At 71.7% G+C, this 19,026-nt stretch carries 18 protein-coding genes; 10 read left to right on the top strand and 8 right to left on the bottom strand.

All coding sequences use genetic code 11. The features are described from left to right. Positions 1–113 precede the first annotated feature (113 nt). The 6 genes from OQ02_RS10810 to OQ02_RS10785 all read right to left on the bottom strand — a co-directional run bounded on the left by OQ02_RS10810 (position 114) and on the right by OQ02_RS10785 (position 7,753). On the bottom strand, positions 114–1,928 hold the full coding sequence (locus OQ02_RS10810) for a glycosyltransferase family 39 protein (protein WP_033438189.1): 1,815 nt from the start codon (positions 1,926–1,928) through the stop codon (positions 114–116). Between the two features lie 50 nt (positions 1,929–1,978). Continuing rightward, positions 1,979–3,193, bottom strand: coding sequence for a bifunctional glycosyltransferase family 2/GtrA family protein (locus OQ02_RS10805; protein WP_051772162.1), 1,215 nt, complete (start codon positions 3,191–3,193; stop codon positions 1,979–1,981). Between the two features lie 38 nt (positions 3,194–3,231). After that, on the bottom strand, positions 3,232–5,028 hold the full coding sequence (locus OQ02_RS10800; RefSeq protein ID WP_033438187.1) for an ArnT family glycosyltransferase: 1,797 nt from the start codon (positions 5,026–5,028) through the stop codon (positions 3,232–3,234). A gap of 73 nt (positions 5,029–5,101) precedes the next feature. Beyond that, complete coding sequence (locus tag OQ02_RS10795; RefSeq protein ID WP_033438186.1) at positions 5,102–5,512, bottom strand: hypothetical protein; 411 nt, start codon at positions 5,510–5,512, stop codon at positions 5,102–5,104. A gap of 50 nt (positions 5,513–5,562) precedes the next feature. After that, the gene (locus OQ02_RS10790; RefSeq protein ID WP_033438185.1) at positions 5,563–7,035 is read right to left on the bottom strand and encodes a sensor histidine kinase; all 1,473 of its coding nucleotides are present in this window, start codon (positions 7,033–7,035) and stop codon (positions 5,563–5,565) included. Further along, entirely contained in the window at positions 7,013–7,753 is a 741-nt protein-coding gene (locus OQ02_RS10785) for a response regulator transcription factor (protein WP_033438184.1), read from the bottom strand. The genes OQ02_RS10790 and OQ02_RS10785 overlap by 23 nt, the downstream gene beginning before the upstream one ends. Positions 7,754–7,901: 148 nt before the next feature. Between OQ02_RS10785 and OQ02_RS10780 the strand changes: the two genes are divergently transcribed. The 4 genes from OQ02_RS10780 (at position 7,902) to mug (ending at position 11,554) form a co-directional block, all read left to right on the top strand. Beyond that, a complete protein-coding gene (locus OQ02_RS10780) occupies positions 7,902–8,465 on the top strand; it encodes a hypothetical protein (RefSeq protein WP_051772141.1) in 564 nt (187 codons plus the stop codon). Positions 8,466–8,475: 10 nt separating this feature from the next. After that, entirely contained in the window at positions 8,476–9,144 is a 669-nt protein-coding gene (locus tag OQ02_RS10775) for a copper resistance CopC family protein (protein ID WP_051772140.1), read from the top strand. 104 nt (positions 9,145–9,248) lie between these two features. Further along, the gene (locus tag OQ02_RS10770; RefSeq protein ID WP_033438183.1) at positions 9,249–11,048 is read left to right on the top strand and encodes a bifunctional metallophosphatase/5'-nucleotidase; all 1,800 of its coding nucleotides are present in this window, start codon (positions 9,249–9,251) and stop codon (positions 11,046–11,048) included. Then, positions 11,045–11,554, top strand: a complete 510-nt coding sequence (mug, locus tag OQ02_RS10765) for a G/U mismatch-specific DNA glycosylase (RefSeq protein ID WP_231499958.1) — start codon at positions 11,045–11,047, stop codon at positions 11,552–11,554. Before OQ02_RS10770 ends, mug begins: the two co-directional genes overlap by 4 nt. On the opposite strand, the gene OQ02_RS10760 is transcribed toward mug, so the two are convergent. Continuing rightward, entirely contained in the window at positions 11,531–12,244 is a 714-nt protein-coding gene (locus tag OQ02_RS10760) for a DUF742 domain-containing protein (RefSeq protein ID WP_051772139.1), read from the bottom strand. The two genes, mug and OQ02_RS10760, sit on opposite strands and share 24 nt — an antisense overlap. A 119-nt stretch (positions 12,245–12,363) precedes the next feature. Here OQ02_RS10760 and OQ02_RS10755 point away from each other — a divergent pair, with 119 nt between their 5' ends. Further along, the gene (locus tag OQ02_RS10755; protein WP_033438182.1) at positions 12,364–12,585 is read left to right on the top strand and encodes an RNA-binding S4 domain-containing protein; all 222 of its coding nucleotides are present in this window, start codon (positions 12,364–12,366) and stop codon (positions 12,583–12,585) included. On the opposite strand, the gene OQ02_RS10750 is transcribed toward OQ02_RS10755, so the two are convergent. Next, the gene (locus tag OQ02_RS10750; RefSeq protein WP_051772138.1) at positions 12,582–13,094 is read right to left on the bottom strand and encodes a hypothetical protein; all 513 of its coding nucleotides are present in this window, start codon (positions 13,092–13,094) and stop codon (positions 12,582–12,584) included. The two genes, OQ02_RS10755 and OQ02_RS10750, sit on opposite strands and share 4 nt — an antisense overlap. Before the next feature lie 563 nt (positions 13,095–13,657). Between OQ02_RS10750 and OQ02_RS10745 the strand changes: the two genes are divergently transcribed. From OQ02_RS10745 to OQ02_RS10725, 5 genes are read left to right on the top strand one after another with little or no spacing between them, the layout of a single operon-like run. Further along, the gene (locus OQ02_RS10745) at positions 13,658–15,139 is read left to right on the top strand and encodes a sugar transferase (RefSeq protein WP_051772137.1); all 1,482 of its coding nucleotides are present in this window, start codon (positions 13,658–13,660) and stop codon (positions 15,137–15,139) included. 11 nt (positions 15,140–15,150) lie between these two features. Further along, complete coding sequence (locus tag OQ02_RS10740) at positions 15,151–16,212, top strand: Gfo/Idh/MocA family protein (RefSeq protein ID WP_231499957.1); 1,062 nt, start codon at positions 15,151–15,153, stop codon at positions 16,210–16,212. After that, positions 16,209–16,820, top strand: a complete 612-nt coding sequence (rfbC, locus tag OQ02_RS10735; RefSeq protein ID WP_081915514.1) for a dTDP-4-dehydrorhamnose 3,5-epimerase — start codon at positions 16,209–16,211, stop codon at positions 16,818–16,820. The genes OQ02_RS10740 and rfbC overlap by 4 nt, the downstream gene beginning before the upstream one ends. After that, on the top strand, positions 16,807–17,796 hold the full coding sequence (locus tag OQ02_RS10730; protein WP_197043275.1) for an NAD-dependent epimerase/dehydratase family protein: 990 nt from the start codon (positions 16,807–16,809) through the stop codon (positions 17,794–17,796). Before rfbC ends, OQ02_RS10730 begins: the two co-directional genes overlap by 14 nt. Further along, the gene (locus tag OQ02_RS10725) at positions 17,793–18,908 is read left to right on the top strand and encodes a DegT/DnrJ/EryC1/StrS family aminotransferase (RefSeq protein WP_033438178.1); all 1,116 of its coding nucleotides are present in this window, start codon (positions 17,793–17,795) and stop codon (positions 18,906–18,908) included. The genes OQ02_RS10730 and OQ02_RS10725 overlap by 4 nt, the downstream gene beginning before the upstream one ends. Positions 18,909–19,026: the final 118 nt, after the last annotated feature.

Genomic DNA, 19,026 nt, shown 5'->3' with positions numbered 1-19,026 from the left:
TGATCCGCTCACTGCTCCACCTGGCCCATTCGTCCTCGACTGTTCGGTCCATCGTGGACGGAGGCGGTGGACGCGCCGTCCGCCGGCTCGTCCACCGCCTCGTCCGGGCCGCGCTAGGAAAGCCGGTAGACGGTCGACCCCCCGATCGTCAGGGCCTCGTAGTTCGCGGCGACCCACTCGCCGATCTCGTCGTTGCCGCCTCGCGGGCCGCCCCCGCCCATGCCGCCGGAGACGAAGTAGCCGATCCGGCCGTCGGCCACGTACTGCCGGAATTCGGCGAGCGTGGGCGCCGGGTCGCCGCCGCTCCAGCCACCGATGCCGATCACGGCCTTGCCCGACGCCAGGGCCAGGGTCGCCGCGCCCTGCGCGCTCACCGTCGCCGCCGCCCAGGTGCCGGTGGTGTCCCGCAACAGGTCCACGACCTCGTCCGGGGTCCGGTCCATCGGGCCGCTCGCGGTGTTCGACTCGCCCGAGTACAGGGCGGGGCCGGACATCGGGATCGAACCGCCGTGCGGCGTGGCGGCGGTGGCCACGCCGAAGGCGGCGGTGGCGAGCACGGCGGTGATCAGGGCCATCGCGGCCATCCGGCGTGCGCCCATGACGATGGCGGTGGCCACCGGCACGGTCAGCGCCACGACCGTCCAGCGGAGCGCGGGCAGCCACTCCTCGAACCGTTGCAGCAGCACGAATCCCCAGAAGCCGGCCGCCGCGACCATCAGCGCGAGCGCCACGCGGACCGGGAGGTGGTTGCGCCCGCGCCACATCTCCCGACCGGCGATGGCGACCAGCGCGGCGACACCGGGCGCGACGGCGACCGTGTAGTAGGGGTGCGTGATGCCGCTCATGAAGCTGAACACGATCCCGTTGCCCAGCACCCAGAGCCCCCACAGCACCAGGGCCGCACGGGTCCGGTCGGTGCGCGGCCGGCGGCGGGTGAACCACAGCCCGGCCACCACGCCGATGAGCGCGGCGGGCAGCAGCCACGAGATCTCGCCGCCCATGCTCGCGCCGAACAACCGGTCGACCCCGGTCGCGCCGCCGAAGCCGAGCGGTGCGTTCCCACCGCCCGCGACCACACCGCCACCACCGCCACCGCGTCCGCCGAAGATCCGGCCCAGGCCGTTGTAGCCGATCGCCAACTCCCACAGCGAGTCCGTCGAAGACCCGCCGATGTACGGGCGTGATTCCGCCGGCCACAGCTCCACCAGGGCGATGAACCACCCCGCGGACACGGTGACGGCGAGTCCCGCGCCGAGCAGGTGCAGGAACCGCTTGGGCAGGGACGTGGGCGCGGCCAGCAGGTAGGCGGCGGTGAAGGCGGGCAGCACCAGGAAGGCCTGCCCCATCTTGGCCAGGAACGCGAACCCGATCGCCACGCCCGCGAGGGCGAGCCACCAGCCGGAGGCCTTCTCCAGCGCCCGCACCGTGCAGTAGGCGCCGGCGACCATCAGCAGCACCAGCAACGCGTCGGGGAGGTTGAACCGGAACATCAGCACGGCGACCGGTGTGAGGGCGAGGGCCGTCCCGGCCATCAACCCGGCCACCGCGCCGGAGGTGCGCTTCACCGTGGCGTACAACAACCACACGGCCAACACACCCTCGATGGTTTGCGGTGCCAGGACGGTCCAGCTGGAGAACCCGAAGATCCGGGCGAACAGACCGCTCACCCACAGCGCGGCGGGTGGCTTGTCCACGGTGATGACGCCACCGGCGTCGAGCCCGCCGAACAACCAGGCGGTCCAGCTCTCCGCGCCGGCCTGGGTGGCGGCGGCATAGTAGCTGTTGCCCCAACCGGAGGCGGTGAGGTCCCACAGGTAGAGGACCGCGGTGCCCACCAGCAACACGACCAACGCGGGCGTGGTCCAGTTCCGGGCCGACCGCGGTGGGGCCGGGTCGGAGGCGGGTGCGGTCAGGGTGGCGGTCGTCATGGAGGAGGTCCCTGGAGTCGAGTTCGGTGGGAGAGCCGGGGGCGGGGTGGTCATCCGGTGGCCTCCGCCGTGCGGCGGGGTCGGAAGACCCAGTTGCGCAGCAACAGGAAGCGCAGCACGGTGGCGAGGAGGTTGGCACCGACGACCGCGACCAGCTCGGCCGGGCCGCCGGGCGCGGAGAAGAGGTGGAGCACGGCGAGCGAGCCGCTGGTGAGGGCCAGGCCCAACGCGAAGACGATCAGACCTTCGAACTGGTGCCGACCCGCGCCCCGCCTGCCGCGCACACCGAACGTGAACCTGCGGTTGGCGGCGGTGTTCGCGATGGCGGTGACCAGCAGGGCGACGAGGTTGGCTCCCTGCGCGCCCAGAGCGCCGCGCAGCACCACGAACAGGAGGAGGTACGCGACGGTACTGATCACGCCGACGGCGGCGAACCGGACCAGCTGCTTGAACAACCCGGCGGGCACGCCCGGTGTCTGCGGCTCCAACGGTTCTCTCCCCAGCTGAACGCGCAGTTCGCCGATCGGGATCCGCCCGGTCACCAGGCCGCGCGCCACCCGGGCGACGCCCTTCAGGTCGGCGACGGCGGTGGACACGATGTCGACCCGACTGTCCGGGTCGTCCACCCAGTCGACCGGCACCTCGTGGATCCGTGCGCCCGCACGTTCGGCGAGCACCAGCAGTTCGGTGTCGAAGAACCAGCCGGTGTCCTCGACGTGGGGCAGCAGCCGGCGGGCGACGTCGGCCCGGATGGCTTTGAACCCGCACTGCGCGTCGGTGAACCTGGTCGCCAACGTGCCGCGCAGGATCAGGTTGTAGCAACGGGAGATGAACTCGCGCTTCGGCCCGCGCACGACCCGCGCCCCGCGGGCCAGGCGGCTGCCGATCGCGAGGTCGGAGTGCCCGGAGATCAGCGACGCCACGAGCGGCGCGAGGGCGGCGAGGTCGGTGGACAGGTCGACGTCCATGTAGGCCAGCACGGCGGCGTCCGACGCGGTCCACACCGCCTTGAGCGCCCGGCCGCGCCCTTTTTCGGCCAGGTGCACCGCGATCACGCCGGTCAGTTCGCGGGCCAGCTCGTCGGCGACGGCGCGCGTCCCGTCGGTGCTCGCGTTGTTCGCGATGGTGATCCGGAACGTGTAGGGGAACGTCCGCGTCAGGTCGGCGTGCAGCTTGCGCACGCACGGCCCGAGGCCGCGCTCTTCGTTGTACACGGGCACCACCACGTCGAGCACGGTGGTCGTCGTGAGCGTCGCGAAGGTCATGACGTCACCCTCGGGCGCGTCGCTGGGCGGCTCGTGTGTCATGGCTGTGCGCCCGCTGTGAGGTCGTAGACGGTCACGTCGTCGACGGTCGTCGCGGTGAACGTGGCTTCCACCCACTCGGCGATCCGCTCGGACGCGTCGCTGCCGGTTTCGGCGGGCATACCGGCGCCGCCGAGGAAGTAGTGGATCCGCCCGGTTCGGACCAGTTCCTGGAACCCGGCCAGGGTGGGCGCGGGGTCGGTGCCGTTGAACCCGCCGACGGCCATCACCGGTTCGCCGCTGCCGAGCTGGTACCCGGCCGCGTTGTTCGACCCGACGACCGCCGCTGCCCAGGTGAACCCGTCGTTGTCCCGCAGCAGCCGCACCAGTTCCTCACCCGGTGTTGGCGCGTGCAGCAGACCACCCATGCCGCCGCCCATCCCGCCGACGTTGGTCACGGTGCCGCCCGGTCCGGCGAGGAACAGCCCACCCTGCCGGTCGGTCCGGGAGGGTCCGGCGGCGGGGATCGCGCCGGAGTGGGGTGTCGCCGCGGTGGCCACGGAGTACGCGCCGGGTCCGAGCAGAGCGGCGACCAGGGCGACGGGCACGACCGCGACCGCCGGCGCGACCGTGACCAGGAACAGCCCGACCGCCGCCAGCAGACCGAGGACCAGCACCACGACGGCCAGCGCGGTGGACCAGTCCAGCAGCAGCAGGTAGCACTGGAGCGCCGTCACGGCCGACGCGCCGGACAACGCCGCCGCCGCAACGGGTTCCTGCCGTCGCCGCCACAACGCGACCGCGCCGATGCCGATCAGCGCGCCGACCGCCGGGGCCAGCGCCACCGTGTAGTACGCGTGGATGATGCCGTTCATGAAGCTGAACACCGCGGCGGTGACCACGAGCCAGCCGCCCCACAGCGCGAGCCCGACCCGTTCTCCCTTCCGGCCGGCCCACCACCCGGCGGCCGACAGCACCAGCGCGGTCGGCAGCAGCCACGCGATCTGATTGCCCATCTCCGCGCCGAGCAGCCGGCTCCACCCGCTCGAACCCCACCCGCGCCCACCGCCGACGCTGCCGACCTCGTCGCCGGTCAGCCGGCCGAGCCCGTTGTAGCCGAGCGCCAACTCCAGCACGCTGTTCGACTGCGATCCGCCGATGTACGGCCGTGAGCCGGCGGGCACCAGTTCCACCGCCAGCACCCACCAGCCGCCGGCGACGATCACCGCGCCGAGCGCCGCACCCAGGTGCCACGCCTTGCGCGCCAGGGAGGCCGGTGCGAACGCCAGGTACACCAACCCGAACGCGGGCAGCACCAGGAACGCCTGGAGCATCTTCGCCAGGAACGCGAACCCCACGGCGACCCCGGCCGCCACCAGCCATCGCGCGGAAGCCTTCTCGGTCGCCCGGACCGTGCAGTAGGCGCCCGCGACGAGCAGCACGACCATCAGCGCGTCGGGGTTGTTGAACCGGAACATCAGCACCGCGACCGGCGTCAACGCCAGCACGGCGCCCGCGAGCAGACCGGCGGCTTCACCGGCCGTCCGGCGCACGGTGGCGTAGAGCAGCCACACAGCGGCCACGCCCATGAGCGCCTGCGGTACCAGGATGCTCCAGGCGTTGACCCCGAACAGCCGGGCGGACAACCCCATGACCCAGGTCGCCGCGGGTGTCTTGTCGACGGTGATGGCGCCCGCCGGGTCGGACGCGCCGAAGAACCACGCCGACCAGCTCTCGGCGCCGGCCTGGGCGGCGGCGGAGTAGTAGGCGTTGGCCCAGCCGGAATCGCCCAACCGCCACAGGTACAGCACCGCCGTCCCGGCCAACAACAGCAACAGGGGTAGTCGCGCTCGCATGGGGTCGAGCGTGTCCGCGGAGCCTGGGCGGTCCTTGTGCCCTGCCTGTGAGCCGGCTGTGCGCGATCCGCGCTCAGCGCGGCAGGTCCTCCGCGCCGAACCAGTGCCGGACCCACTCCACATCGGACGGCGACGCCACGAACGTGCTTCCCCGGACGGTCATCACCCAGGGTTCGAGGTGGTGGGCCGAGAACAGCTCCACCGCGGTCCCGTCGGACATCAGGAAGCGCGGATCCACCGGGAGGAACGGCGACTGGACCTCGCACGCCACGACGTCCAGACCTACCAGGCGGGCCAGCAGCGTGCCGACACCCATGGACTCCCAGCCGAACAGCAGGCGTTCCCCGACGATCCGCCACGCGCAGTTCACCGCGAGGCTCCACTCGACGCCCGCCAGGACGAGCACCTCGTCGTCGCCCCAGGCCGTCTCGTCGACCGTGAGCGGGAGCGCCGCGTGCAGCACGCGGGCGAACGGTTCGGGCACGCAGCGACGATAGCCGCCCTTTCCTCCTTCCGCCTTTTCTCCTTGCGCGCTCAGCGCGGCAGGCGCACCGTGAACCTGGTCCGGCCGGGTTCGCTGTCGAGCCGCACGGAACCGTCGTGCGACGCGACGACGGCGGCCACGATCGACAGGCCGAGCCCGGTGCTCCCGGCGGCCCTCGACCGGGACGTGTCGCCCCGGCTGAACCGCTCGAACACCTCACCCTGCAACTCCCGCGGGATGCCGGGACCGTCGTCGGTCACCGACACCTCCACCACGTCGCCCACGGTCGACAGCGAGGTCGTGACCGTCGTACCGGGCGGTGTGTGCGTGCGAGCGTTGGACAGCAGGTTCGCCACCACCTGGTGCAGTTTGTGCGCGTCACCGGTCACCTGGACCGCGTCGGGCGGCAGCTCCAGCCGCCACTCGTGGTCCGGTCCGGCGATCCTGGCGTCGGAGACCGTGTCGAGGATCAACCGCGACACGTCCACCGGCTCACGCCCCAGCGGACGCCCCGCGTCCAGCCGCGCCAGCAGCAGCAGGTCCTCGACCAGCGACGTCATCCGCACCGCCTCGGACTCCACCCGCCGCATGGCGTGCCCGATCTGCGGCGGCACCTCGTCGGACGTGCGCCGGGTCAGCTCGGCGTAACCGCGGATGGCGGCCAGGGGAGTGCGCAGCTCGTGGCCGGCGTCCGCGACGAACTGCCTGACCCTCGTCTCGCTGGTGTGCCGGGCCTGCAACGCGCTGCCGACGTGCCCGAGCATCCGGTTCAGCGCCAGCCCGACCCGCCCCACCTCGGTGTCGGGGTCGGCGTCCTGGTCGGACACCCGTTCGGCCAGCGCCACCTCGCCCTCGTGCAACGGCAGCTCCGCGACCCGGCTCGCGGTCGCGGCGACCCGTTCCAGCGGGCGCAGCGTGCGGCGGACGATCACCGCACCGGCCAGGCTCACCACGATCAGCCCGGCCAGCGCCACCCCGCCGAGGATCATCCCCATCCGCCACACGGTGCTGTCGACGTCGGCCATCGGCAGTCCGGTGATGAACCTCAGACCGGACGGGGTCGTGGTCGAGAGCAGCCGGTGCTCGCCCAGTTCCTCGCTCAGCCACACGGTGCGCGGCTTCCCGTCGGCGGGTACGGACTCGATCCGCGCCCGTGCCTCGGCCGGCAGCGGCTCCGGCCGGCCGAGCCCCGGTGTCAGCCGGGTACCGTCGGTCGCCCCGCCCTTGAACTTGATCAGCAGCAGCGTCCCGGGCGGGAATCCGGGGGTGTCCAGCGGGTTCGGCGGCCACTGGCCACCGGGCACCGGCATCCGGCGCAGGTCGTGGTCCGCCTTCACCGCGGAGTCGAACAGCTGGTCGTCCAACTGCCCGACCAGGAACTCCCGCAACGCGAACCCGGTCGCGACGCCGATGATGGCGCACACCACCGCGAGCATGACGACCTGCGCGGCGACCAGCCGGGTGCGCAGGGGCAGCCGCTTGGTCCACGGCGACCGCGGCTCAGACCGAGGGCTTGAGGACATAACCGGCGCCCCGCATCGTGTGGATCATCGGCGCTCTGCCGGCGTCGATCTTCTTCCGCAGGTAGGAGATGTACAACTCGACGATGTTCGCCTGCCCTCCGAAGTCGTAGCTCCACACCCGGTCCAGGATCTGCGCCTTGGACAGCACCCGCTTGGGGTTGCGCATCAGGAACCGCAGCAGTTCGAACTCGGTCGCGGTGAGCTCGACCGCCGTCCCGCCGCGGCGCACCTCGCGCGTCTCCTCGTCCAGCACCAGGTCGCCGACGACGAGTTCGGTGCCCGCGGTCGCCTCGGTGACGCCGGTGCGGCGCAGCAGTCCGCGCAGCCGCAACACGACCTCCTCCAGGCTGAACGGCTTCGTCACGTAGTCGTCGCCGCCCGCGGTCAGCCCGGCGATCCGGTCCTCCACCGCGTCCTTGGCGGTGAGGAACAGCACCGGCAGGCCGGGCAGGTCCGCCCGCAGCCGCCGCAGCACTTCGAGCCCGCCGAAATCGGGCAGCATCACGTCCAGCACCACCACGTCCGGGCGGAACTCGCGCGCGGTGCGCACGGCGGACGTGCCGTCCAGCGCGGTGCGGACCTCCCAGCGCTCCATCCGCAACGCCATGGACATCAGTTCGGCCAACGTGGACTCGTCGTCCACCACGAGGACCCGCACGGGACTGCCATCCGGGCGGCGGAGCTCAGGGGAGGCCCCCGAAGCGGACACTGGGCGCATGCCCCCATCGTGACGGCTGCTGGTGAGCCGTTGCTGTGGCGATCCTGTGCGCCACCTGTGAACCCGGCCGGCCGGTCGCGGCACACGCACAGCCACCGCCCAACGGTCGCACAGCGCGCTCACAGGCTTCCCCGACACCGTGGTCGCCATGACTACCGAAACCGAGCAGCACCCGACCTGGGGTGAAGAGCCGCCGCCGCAGGCCACCGCTCCCGGAACCGGCTGGAACGGCCGCAAGACCGTCGTCGCGGTCGTGATCGCCGTGGGCATCGCCGCCGTCGGCGGTGGGGTCATCTACGCCGCGAGCAACTCCGACGCCGCCAGGGGCATGGGCCCCGGTGGTTACGGCCGGGCCAACGGCGGCCTGGTGATCATGGGCGGCCCGTTCGGCGACTCGCAGCACGGCGGGTTCCAGAACGGCGAGATCACCGAGGTCGGCGACGACTCGATCACGGTGAAGAGCAGCGACGGGTTCACCGACACCTACCGGCTCGACGGCGACACCGAGGTCAACGGCGGACAGGGCGACTTGGACGACCTGGCCGAGGGCGACGTCGTGACGGTCATCGCGTCGGTCGACGACAGCGGCGGCGACCCCACCGCGGATAGCATCATGGAGGGCAACATGATGCGCGGGCCGCAGCAGGGCAACGGTCAGCCGCCGGTGAAGCGGGACTCGACCGGCGGGCAGGACACACCCCCGACCCGGTAGAACTACCGGTATGACCCGACTGGCGCTCTCGGCCCTGCTGGCGATCCTGGCCCTGTTCGGCGCGGCGCCCCAGGCGCTCGCCCACACGGAGCTGGTGTCGAGCGACCCGGCGGAAGGCGCTTCGCTGCCGCAGCGGCCGACGCGGCTCACGCTGACGTTCACCGAACCGGTGCCCGCCGAGAGCGCCACGGTCACCGTGACCGGCCCGGACGGCGCCGCGTGGCCGTTGGGCGAGATCGTCGCCGACGGCCCGACGTTGACCATCGCGCTGGGGGAGGGCGGGTCGCAGGCCGGCCGGTACGCGGTGACCTGGATGGTCGAGGCGCTGGACGGCGACTTCACCGACGGCACGTTCGCGTTCACGCTGGCCGTGCCGCCGGCCGGCACAGCGCAGCCCACCGCGCCGGCCGTGACGTCGCCCGCCGTGACGTCCCAGGCAGGAACGCCCACCCCCGGGACGCCCACGTCGGCCGCGGACTCGGGCTCGGTGTCCACGCCCACCGCCGTCGCCACCGGCACGTCCACCCCGGCCGCCGCGGGCGCGGACGAGGGCGGCGGCCCGCCGCTGTGGGTGTGGATCGTGCTCGCGGCGGTGCTGTCGATGATCGGCATCGCGGTCGCCGTCGCGCTGGGCCGGCGTGCGGGCGGGGACGCCGAAGATCAGTCGAACGCCGAGTGAGCCGAGCAGTCGGACGCCGAGTAGTTCAACGCCGGGTAGTCGAGCGCCGGGTGGTCGAGCGCGGAATGGTCAAGGGTCAACGGTCAATGGCTACGGTCTGCCGCATGACCGCATCTCCCCTGCACCGCCGCGCCCTGCTCGCGGGCGGCGCCGCGGGCGTGCTCGCCGCCGCCGGTTTCCGCACCGCGGCCCACGCCGCCCCGGACGACCGGACCGGTGGACGGCGGTTCACGCTGACCGTCCTCGGCACCACGGACCTGCACGGCAACGTCTTCAACTGGGACTACTTCGCGGACCGCGAATTCGACGACTCCGCGCACAACGACGTCGGCCTGGCGAAGCTGTCGACGCTGGTCAAGGCCGTCCGGGAGGAACGCGGCGCGCACCGCACCCTGCTGATCGACGCGGGCGACACCATCCAGGGCACCCCGCTGGCCTACTACTACGCCAAGGTCGAGCCGATCGGCCGCCGCCGCGTGCACCCGATGGCCGCCGCGATGAACGAACTCGGCTACGACGCCGCCGCGCTCGGCAACCACGAGTTCAACTACGGCATCCCCCTGCTGCGCGCGTTCGAGAAGCAGCTGGACTTCCCGCTGCTCGCGGCGAACGCGATCGACTCGGCCACCGGCGCACCGGCGTTCCGCCCGTACGTGATCAAGACGGTGTGGCGGACGGGCGCGGCACCGCTGCGGGTGGGCATCCTCGGCCTGACCAACCCCGGCATCGCGATCTGGGACAAGGCGCACGTGGACGGCCGGATGACGTTCCCGGGCGTGCTGGAGCAGGCCCGCGAGTGGGTGCCGAAGGTCAGGCAGGCGGGCGCGGACCTGGTGGTGATCGCCGCGCACTCGGGCGCGGAGCTGTCGTCGTCGCTCGGCGACCTGCTGCCGTTCCCGGAGAACTGCTCCGCGCTGGTGGCCGAGGAGGTGCCGGGCATCGACGCGATCCTGGTGGGCCACGCGCACACCGAGATCGCGCAGCGGTTCGTCACGAACAAGGCCACCGGCAGGCAGGTGCTGCTCACCGAGCCGCTGTTCTGGGGCAAGCGGCTGAGCCTGATGGAGTTCGACCTGGCGTGGACGCCGGGGCGTGGCTGGCAGGCCGAGGCGTCCCGCTCGCAGGTGCTCAACACGAACACCGTGCCGGAGGACCCGGCGATCGTGCGTCGGCTGCGCGCCGACCACGACAAGGTCGTCGCCTACGTCAACTCCAAGATCGGCACGTCGAAGGCCGCGATGTCCGCCGCGACCGCCCGCTACGAGGACACCGCCGCGCTGGACTTCGTGAACCGGGTGCAGGGCGAGGCGCTGAAGGCGTCGCTGACCGAGGCGCTGCCGGTGCTGTCGCTCGCCTCGCCGTTCAACAAGGCCGCCGCCATCCCGGCGGGTGACGTGTCGGTGCGCGACGTGGCCGGGCTCTACGTCTTCGACAACACCCTGTTCGGCGTGCGGTTCACCGGTGCGCAGCTCAAGGACTACCTGGAGCGGTCCGCGAGCTACTTCAAGGCGGTGGCCACGCCCGGCCCGCACCAGCCGGACGCGGTGACCAACGTCAACGGCACGCCGGACTACCTGTACGACGTGGCCGCCGGGCTCGACGCGCCGCTGACGTACGACATCGACCTCGCGCGGCCGGTCGGGCAGCGGATCGCGGGACTGGCCTACGACGGTGTGCCGGTGTCGCCGGACCAGGCGTTCGCGGTGGCGGTCAACAACTACCGGCAGTCCGGCGGCGGCAACTTCCCGCACATCGCGTCCGCGCCGGTGCTGCACAACCGGCAGCTGGAGATCCGGCAGCTGATCATCGAGTGGGTGCAGGCGCACGGCGAGATCGACCCCGCGTCGTTCCACCGCACCGACTGGCGGCTGGTCGTCGACGGGGCGCCGGTGGTCGTCGGGTGAGGTTGCCGGACATCGTCGGGCCGGGGTTGGACGTGCTGTTCTGCGGCATCAACCCCGGCCTGCTGTCCGCCGCGAAAGGGCAGCACTTCGCCCGACCGGGCAACAGGTTCTGGCCCGCGCTGCACCTGTCCGGTTTCACGCCGCGCCGCCTGGGTCCCGCCGAGCAGGACGAGCTGCCCCGGTACGGGTTGGGCCTCACCAACCTGGTCGCCCGCCCCACCGCGAAGGCCGACGAGCTGACCCCCGAGGAGCTGGCGGCCGGCGGGGTGAGGCTGACCGCCCTGGCCCGGCGGCACCGGCCGAAGGTGGTGGCGGTCGTGGGCGTGACGGCGTACCGGACCGCGTTCGGGCGCAAGGCGGCGCGGATCGGCCCGCAGGACGAGCCGATCGCGTCGTCGCGGCTGTGGGTGCTGCCCAACCCCAGCGGCCTCAACGCCCACTACCAGTTGCCCGCCCTGGTCGAGGTGTTCGGCCGGTTGCGGTCAGAGGTTGCGCAGGCCGACTAGGACCCGGTTCAGCAGGGACAGGTCGGGGCCGCCCGGTGCGGCGGCGTTGTGGTGCACGGCCATCACGCCCATCGTGATCAGGTCGCTGAGGAGCACGCGCGCCACGCCGAGCGGCACCGACAGCAGGGCGGACACCTCGGCCACCGAACGGGGGTTGGCGCACATCTCCACGATCGAGCGCTGTTCGGTGGTGGTGTCCCGCATGGCGACCGCGATGCCGTTCTCCTCCAACGAGACCAGCGTCTCCAGCCGCAGGTCGTACTCGGCCGACGTGCGGCCACCGGTCCACGCGTACGGGCGGACCAGTGGGCCGGAGTACTCCACCACGGTCGGTTCGGGTTCCTGGACGGGGATCGCGGGTGCGGTCGGCTCGCCGTAGTCGTGCGGACCGGTGAACGGCCGGGTCTCCTCCTCCAGCCGCTCGTCGTGCGGTGTGTCGGCCGGCTGCTCGTCCAGCGTGCGCCGCAGCGCGGCCGAGCCGAACCGCGCACCCGTGGCACCGACCTCGCCGCGCAACGACCGCCGCCGCCTGGCCGGCTTGGGCGGCTCGGGCGGCTGCTCCTCGATGTCGCGGCGCAGCGAAGGCGAGCCGAACCGCGCGCCGGTCGTGCCGACCTCGCCTCGTAGGGACCGGCGGCGTCTGGGTCCCGCGCCACCGGCGAACTCGGGGTCTGAGCTGCCTGTGCTCACCTTCCGGGACCGTAGACCGAACCGCGTTCGGATGATGTCGGCGGTGTTTCGAGTCGGTGCAATCCTCGTTAACCGCCCGCACGTGCGCCCGCACGTGCACTCTGGAGGATGATGGGCCGATGCGCATCCGCGAGGTCGGGATCACCGACGACATGATCAGGTTGGGCCAGTTCCTCAAGCTGGCGGGTCTGGCGGACAACGGCGCGCACGCCCGTGAACTGGTCGAAACCGACGAGGTGACGGTGAACGGCCGGCTGGAGACCCGGCGTGGCGCGCAGCTGCACGACGGCGACGTGGTCGCGGTCGGCGAGGAGAAGGCGCGCGTCGTGACGGGCCACTAGCCGCGGCGGTACGCCCACTCCTCGTGCCAGCAGTGCGGGTACACGCCGTGGCGGAAGTAGGCGGCCACGCCGTCGATCGGCGCCGCCGACCGGTCGTGGTAGAGCAGCCAGTACGGCAGCACGGTCGCCAGGACCCAGTTCAGCACCACCAGCGGCACGTACAGCGGGCCGAACAGCCGCGCCTGGAACACGTGCACGGCCTCGTGGTCGTCCACCCCCATCGCGATACCGGCCTGCACCGGTCCGACCGTGGTGGCGAAGCCCTTGATCACCCCGTCGCGCAGGCCGAGCGTCCCCCGGTGCCGGCTGAACGCCGCGTCCACCCGGTTGCCGCGCGCCAGGGCGTACGCCAGGAACACCGCGCCCGCCGCCGTGTTGGGCAGGCTCCACGTCGCGTCGACCAGGCCGAGCGCCACGCCGCGCCACCCGCGCGGGTACAGCCGGGTGCGCCACGCCCAGCCGGCGTGGAACGCGCCCAGCAGCCCGCCGACGGCCAGCAGGACCACCACCGACCCATTGTGACCGGAAAAGTGGCGACGGTCACTCCCGGCCGGCGGGGTCGGTGGCAATGCGTCCGTCCGGTCACATCAAGTGGTCGAGTGGTTGCGCCGAATAGCGGTCATCGGTCTGTGAATGGGTGATCGCAGCCCGCCACAATGCGGTCGCGTTACGGGACTTCCGACCCTATTCGGACCTAATGCGTCCTCGATTCGACCCGTGTCGAAAACCCCCTGTAACGGAAGTCGTCCCAGGATCGATGGACCTGTCCGCGTGCCTGCGGGACCACCGTCAGGCCACTGTGGACGGCCGTGTCCCGCTGGTCGGGCAAGCCTTTTCCGCACCCCGCGGCGGTAACCCGACGTGGCCCCGCGAGTCACCAGGGGTGTGCGCCGAGTGTCGTACCAGGAATGGCCGTCCGGTCGAAGTTCACTCTGCGTGTAACGCCCGCCGTGGACGTGGCGAATTATGGTTTGGCGAGGGAAAAATCGCCGCTGCGCATTTACCACGCGGGTCCGTCGGGGATGTCCTGCGAACGAGCACGCCCGAAACAGGCCGAACCGGGAGCCCCACGATGAGCGAGCAGGTCCAGCCAACGAGACGCAGACCCGTCACGGGAGCCGGCGCCGCGCACCGCTCGACCAGTCCCACGGTCGGCTCCTGGGAACCCGCCTACCGCTACGGCGTGATCGCCGCCGACGTCCTGTGCACCGTCGTGGTCGTCGTGGTCGTGGGCGCGATCATGTCCGCCCGGCACGCCTCGTTCGCACCGCTGCCCCTGGTGGGCCTCGAAGCGGTCACCGTCGCGATCGTCGTCGGCTCGCTGCTGCTCAACCGGGTGTGGAACCCGGCGGTCCTCGGCCAGGGCGCGGAGGAGTTCCGCCGGTTAGGGCGGGGCATGTTCGGCTCCGTCGTCGCGCTCGGCCTGTGCGCGCTCGCCGCCGACCTGCCCGGCGCCCGCCTGTGGGTGTTCGTCGTCGGACCGGCCGTCGCCCTGGTCGCCTTCCCGGTCCGCTACCTGCTCCGCCGGCCACTGCACCGCGCCCGGGGCGAGGGTCGCTGCCTGCTGCCGGTGCTCGCCGCCGGCCACGTCGACACGGTCACCGACCTGATCGGCCGCACCCGCCGCGCGCCCCACCTGGGCTGGCGCGTGGACGCCGTGTGCACCGTGGACGGCCGCGCGGAGGTCGGCGTCGAACTCGAAGGGGTGCCGGTCGTCGGCCGGTTCGGCGACCTCGGTGAGCAGGTCCGCCGCGGCGGCTACCGGATCGTCGCGGTCACCGCCGACTCCTACTGGACGCCACGCCGGCTCCAGCGCCTCGCCTGGGACCTGGAGGGCACCGGCACCGAGATGGTCGTCGCGCCCGCCCTGATGGACTTCGCCGGACCCCGGCTGCACGTCACCGGCGTGCTGGGCATGCCGCTGCTGCGCGTCAGCGAACCGTCGTTCACCGGCTTCCGCCGCGTGGTCAAGGCGACCGTGGACCGGATCGGCGCGGCCCTGCTGGTCGCGCTGCTGAGCCCGGTGCTGCTGGCCGTCGCGGTGGCGATCATGGTCGACACCAGGGGACCGGTGCTCTACAAGCAGCGCCGCGTCGGCAAGGACGGCGTGCCGTTCACCATCCTGAAGTTCCGCACCATGATCACCAACGCGGACGCGCTGCGCGCCAGGCTCCAAGCGGTGAACGAGGGCGCGGGCGTGCTGTTCAAGATGCGCCGCGACCCGCGCGTCACCCCCGTCGGCCGGTTCCTGCGGCGCTACTCGATGGACGAGCTGCCGCAGCTGTTCAACGTGCTCCGCGGCTCGATGTCGCTGGTCGGCCCCCGGCCGCCGCTGCCGGAGGAGAGCGCGAAGTACGGCCCGGACATGCGCCGCCGGCTGCTCGTGAAGCCCGGCCTGACCGGGTTGTGGCAGGTGTCCGGGCGCAGCGACCTGTCGTGGGAGGAATCCGTGCGGCTCGACCTCCGGTACGTGGAGGACTGGTCGCTCGCGCTCGACGCGTTGATCTTGTGGAAGACCTTCCGCGCCGTCTTCGGCGGTCAGGGGGCCTACTGATGAGGAGCGAGATGGACCAGCCGATCGGCATCGCCGTGATCGGCGCCGGCTACTGGGGGCCGAACCTGGTGCGCAACGCGCAGGCCACCCCCGGGTTGAAGCTGCGCTACCTGTGCGACCTGGACGTGGAACGGGCCGGCCGCGTGCTCGGCGAGTACTCCACCGTGCGGGTGTCCGGCTCGCTGGACGACGTGCTCGCCGACCCGGCCGTCGACGCGGTCGCCATCGCCACCCCGGCCGCCACGCACCTGCCGGTCGCGCTGGCCGCGTTGCGCGCGGGCAAGCACGTGCTGGTGGAGAAGCCGCTGGCGGCGACCTACGAGGACGGGCTGGAACTGGTCCGCGAAGCGGACAGTCGCGGCCTCACGCTGATGCTCGACCACACCTTCGTCTACACGCCGACCGTGCAGCACCTGCGGCACCTGGTGCGCGACGGCGAGATCGGCACCGTGCAGTACCTCGACTCGGTGCGGGTCAACCTCGGCCTGGTGCAGCCGGACGTGGACGTGTTCTGGGACCTCGCGCCGCACGACCTGTCGATCTTCGACGCGATCATGCCCGACGGCGTGCGCGTGACGCGGGTCGCCGCGCACGGCTCGGACCCGATCGGCGCGGGACGCGCGTGCGTCGGCCACCTGACGTTGGAGCTGTCCGACGGCGTGTTGGCCCACGTGCACGTGAACTGGCTGTCCCCGACCAAGATCCGCACCATGATCGTCGGCGGTTCACGCCGCACGGTCGTGTGGGACGACCTGAACGCCGTGCAGCGCCTGTCCGTGCACGACCGGGGCGCGGACCGCATCGAGGACGACGAGTCCCGCCGCCAGGCGATCATCTCCTACCGGCGCGGCGACACCGTCGCGCCGGCGCTGCCGGAGAAGGAGGCGCTGCGCGGGATGATGGCGGAGTTCGCCTCTTCCATCACCGAGAAGCGCGCGCCCCTCACCGACGGCTGGTCGGGTCTGCGGGTGCTCGCGATCCTGGAGGCGGCGTCGGCGAGCCTGGCGGCCGGCGGCAAGTTCGTACGGGTGCGGGACGTGCGTCCCGCCGATCTGGAAGAGGCGGTGGCATGACTGGGGTAGCGGCCCCGAAGCAGGGCATGGACATGACGGTGACCCCCACCGAGCTGGAGGGTGTCTCCGTGATCCAGCCCGAGTGGTTCGAGGACGAACGGGGGTTCTTCTTCGAGTCCTACAGCAAGCGCCGCTGGGAGCGGCACGGCCTGTCGCTGGACTTCGTGCAGGACAACCACTCCTGCTCCACCAGGGGTGTGCTGCGCGGGTTCCACTTCCAGAACACGCTTGCGCCTCAGCACCGCCTGGTGCGCTGCACGGTCGGCGCGATCTTCGACGTCGTGGTGGACCTGCGGGTCGGCTCGCCGACCTTCGGCAAGTGGTACGGCATCGAGCTGACCGCGCAGAACCGCACCCAGTTGCTGATCGGCCCGGAGTTCGCGCACGGCTTCGCGGTGCTGTCGGACGTGGCCGAGGTGCAGTACAAGACGACGGGCTTCCACAACCCGCAGGCCGAGGGCCTGCTGGCGTGGGACGACCCGGACGTGGGCGTGGCGTGGCCGGTGCGGGACCCGATCCTGTCGGCCAAGGACAGCGCCAACCCCTCCCTCGCCCAGTACCTGGAAAACCCGGCCTTCACCTTTGGAGCCAGGCGTGAACCTGCGTGACGCACGTGTCCTGATCACCGGTGGGGCGGGCCTGATCGGCTCGACCATCGCCGACCACCTGCTCGACGAGGGTGTCGCCGAGATCGTCGTGCTGGACAACCTGGTGCGCGGGCGGCTGGAGAACCTCGCCGGTCCGCTCGAAGCCGGCGCGGTGAAGTTCGTGGAGGGCGACCTGCGCGACACCGACGCCGTACGGTCCGCGATGGACGGTGTCGACCTGGTGTTCCACCAGGCGGCGATCCGGATCACCCAGTGCGCCGAGGAGCCCCGGCTGGCGCACGACGTGCTGGCGACCGGCACGTTCAACGTGCTGGAGGCTGCGGTCCGGGCGAACGTGACCAAGGTCGTCGCCGCGTCCTCGGCGTCGGTCTACGGCCTGGCGGAGCTGTTCCCCACCGAGGAGAACCACCACGCCTACGGCAACCGCACGCTCTACGGCGCGGCGAAGGTCTACAACGAGGGCCTGTTGCGCAGTTTCAACGAGATGTACGGCCTGGACTACACGGCCTTGCGCTACTTCAACGTGTACGGCCCGCGGATGGACGTCTTCGGCGTCTACACCGAGGTCCTCGTCCGCTGGATGGAGCGCATCGCCGCCGGCACCCCGCCGCTGATCCTCGGTGACGGCAGCCAGACCATGGACTTCGTGTACAGCACCGACATCGCGCGCGCGAACGTGCTGGCAGCCAGGAGTGACGTCTCCGACGAGGTCTTCAACGTGGCCTCCGGTGTGGAGACCAGCCTGGCGCAGCTCGCCGACGCGCTGCTGGAGGTCATGGGGCGCAGCGACCTGCGGCCCGAGCACGGCCCCGAGCGCAAGGTCAACGCCGTGCCGCGCCGGCTCGCCGGCACCGAGGCCGCCCGCGAGAAGCTCGGCTTCGAGGCGACCGTGTCCCTCCACGAAGGACTGACCAAGCTGGTGTCCTGGTGGCAGAGCGAGCTCGGCCAGGCCGCACTCGAGGGAGCCAAGGCATGATCCCGATCACCCGCCTGCACGTCGGTCAGGAAGAGGCCGACGCCGCCGCCGAGGCGGTGCTGTCCGGCTGGCTGTCGGTCGGCCCGCGCGCGGCGAAGTTCGAGGAGCTGGTGGCCGAGCAGGTCGGCGCGAAGTACGCGGTGAGCGTCAACAGCGCCACCACCGGCCTGCACCTGGCGCTGGCCGCGCTGGGCATCGGCCCCGGTGACGAGGTGATCTGCCCGTCGTTCACCTTCATCGCGACACCGAACTCCATCCGCTACACCGGCGCCACCCCGGTGTTCGCCGACATCGACGAGCGCACCTACAACATCGACCCCTCGCATGTCGAGCGACTGATCACGCCGCGCACGAAGGCGATCATGCCCGCGAGCCAGATCGGCCTGCCCGCCGACCTCCACGCGCTCAAGGAGATCGCGCGCAAGCACAACCTGCACGTGGTCGAAGACGCCGCGCCTGCCTACGGCGCGACGATCGACGGTGTCCGCCTGGGCGCCATCAGCGACATCACCGTGTTCTCCTTCGACGCGCGCAAGATCCTCACCACGGGCGAGGGCGGCGTGGTCACCACCGACGACGCCGAGGTGGCGGCGAAGCTCAAGGCGCTGCGCGCCCACGCGGCCTCGATCTCCACGCTCGCGCGGCACACGTCGACCGCCGTCATCGCGGAGAGCTACGGCGAGGTCGGCTTCAACTACAAGATGACCGACATCCAGGCCGCGGTCGGCGTGGTGCAGTTGGGCAAGTTGGACCACGTCGTGAAGGTGCGCCGCGGCTTGGCGGCCCGCTACGAAGAACTGCTGGCGGGCAACGAGTCCCTGGTGCTGCCGTTCGAACCGGCGGGCTTCGGGCACGTCTACCAGTCGTACCTGGTGCGGCTGAAGGGCCACGCCCGCATCGACGTGATGAACGCGATGGCCGAACGCGGTGTCGCGACCAGGCGCATCACCGCGTGCCACCTCGAACCCGTCTACCACGCCGGCGACTCCACGCCCTCGCTGCCGGTGACGGAGAAGGTCGCGGCAGACCACATCCTGCTGCCGCACTTCGTCGGGCTGACCGATGAGGAGCAGGACGAGGTCGTCGCCGCGCTGAACGCCGCCACCGCGTAGCCGGGCGGACGTCCGGCGGAACCCGGTGGCCGGGGCAGAACCCGGCCGCCGGGTAACGTCCTGTCCAGTGTAGTTACACACAGTGACTACGGGTTCCGGGTTCGTGTCGTCATTCAAA

This window comes from Saccharothrix sp. NRRL B-16314, assembly GCF_000716595.1.
In the GTDB taxonomy this organism is placed as follows: Bacteria; Actinomycetota; Actinomycetes; order Mycobacteriales; family Pseudonocardiaceae; genus Actinosynnema.
The sequence above is the reverse complement of the archived record's forward strand: the minus strand, read 5'-3'. Positions and strand labels throughout refer to the sequence as shown.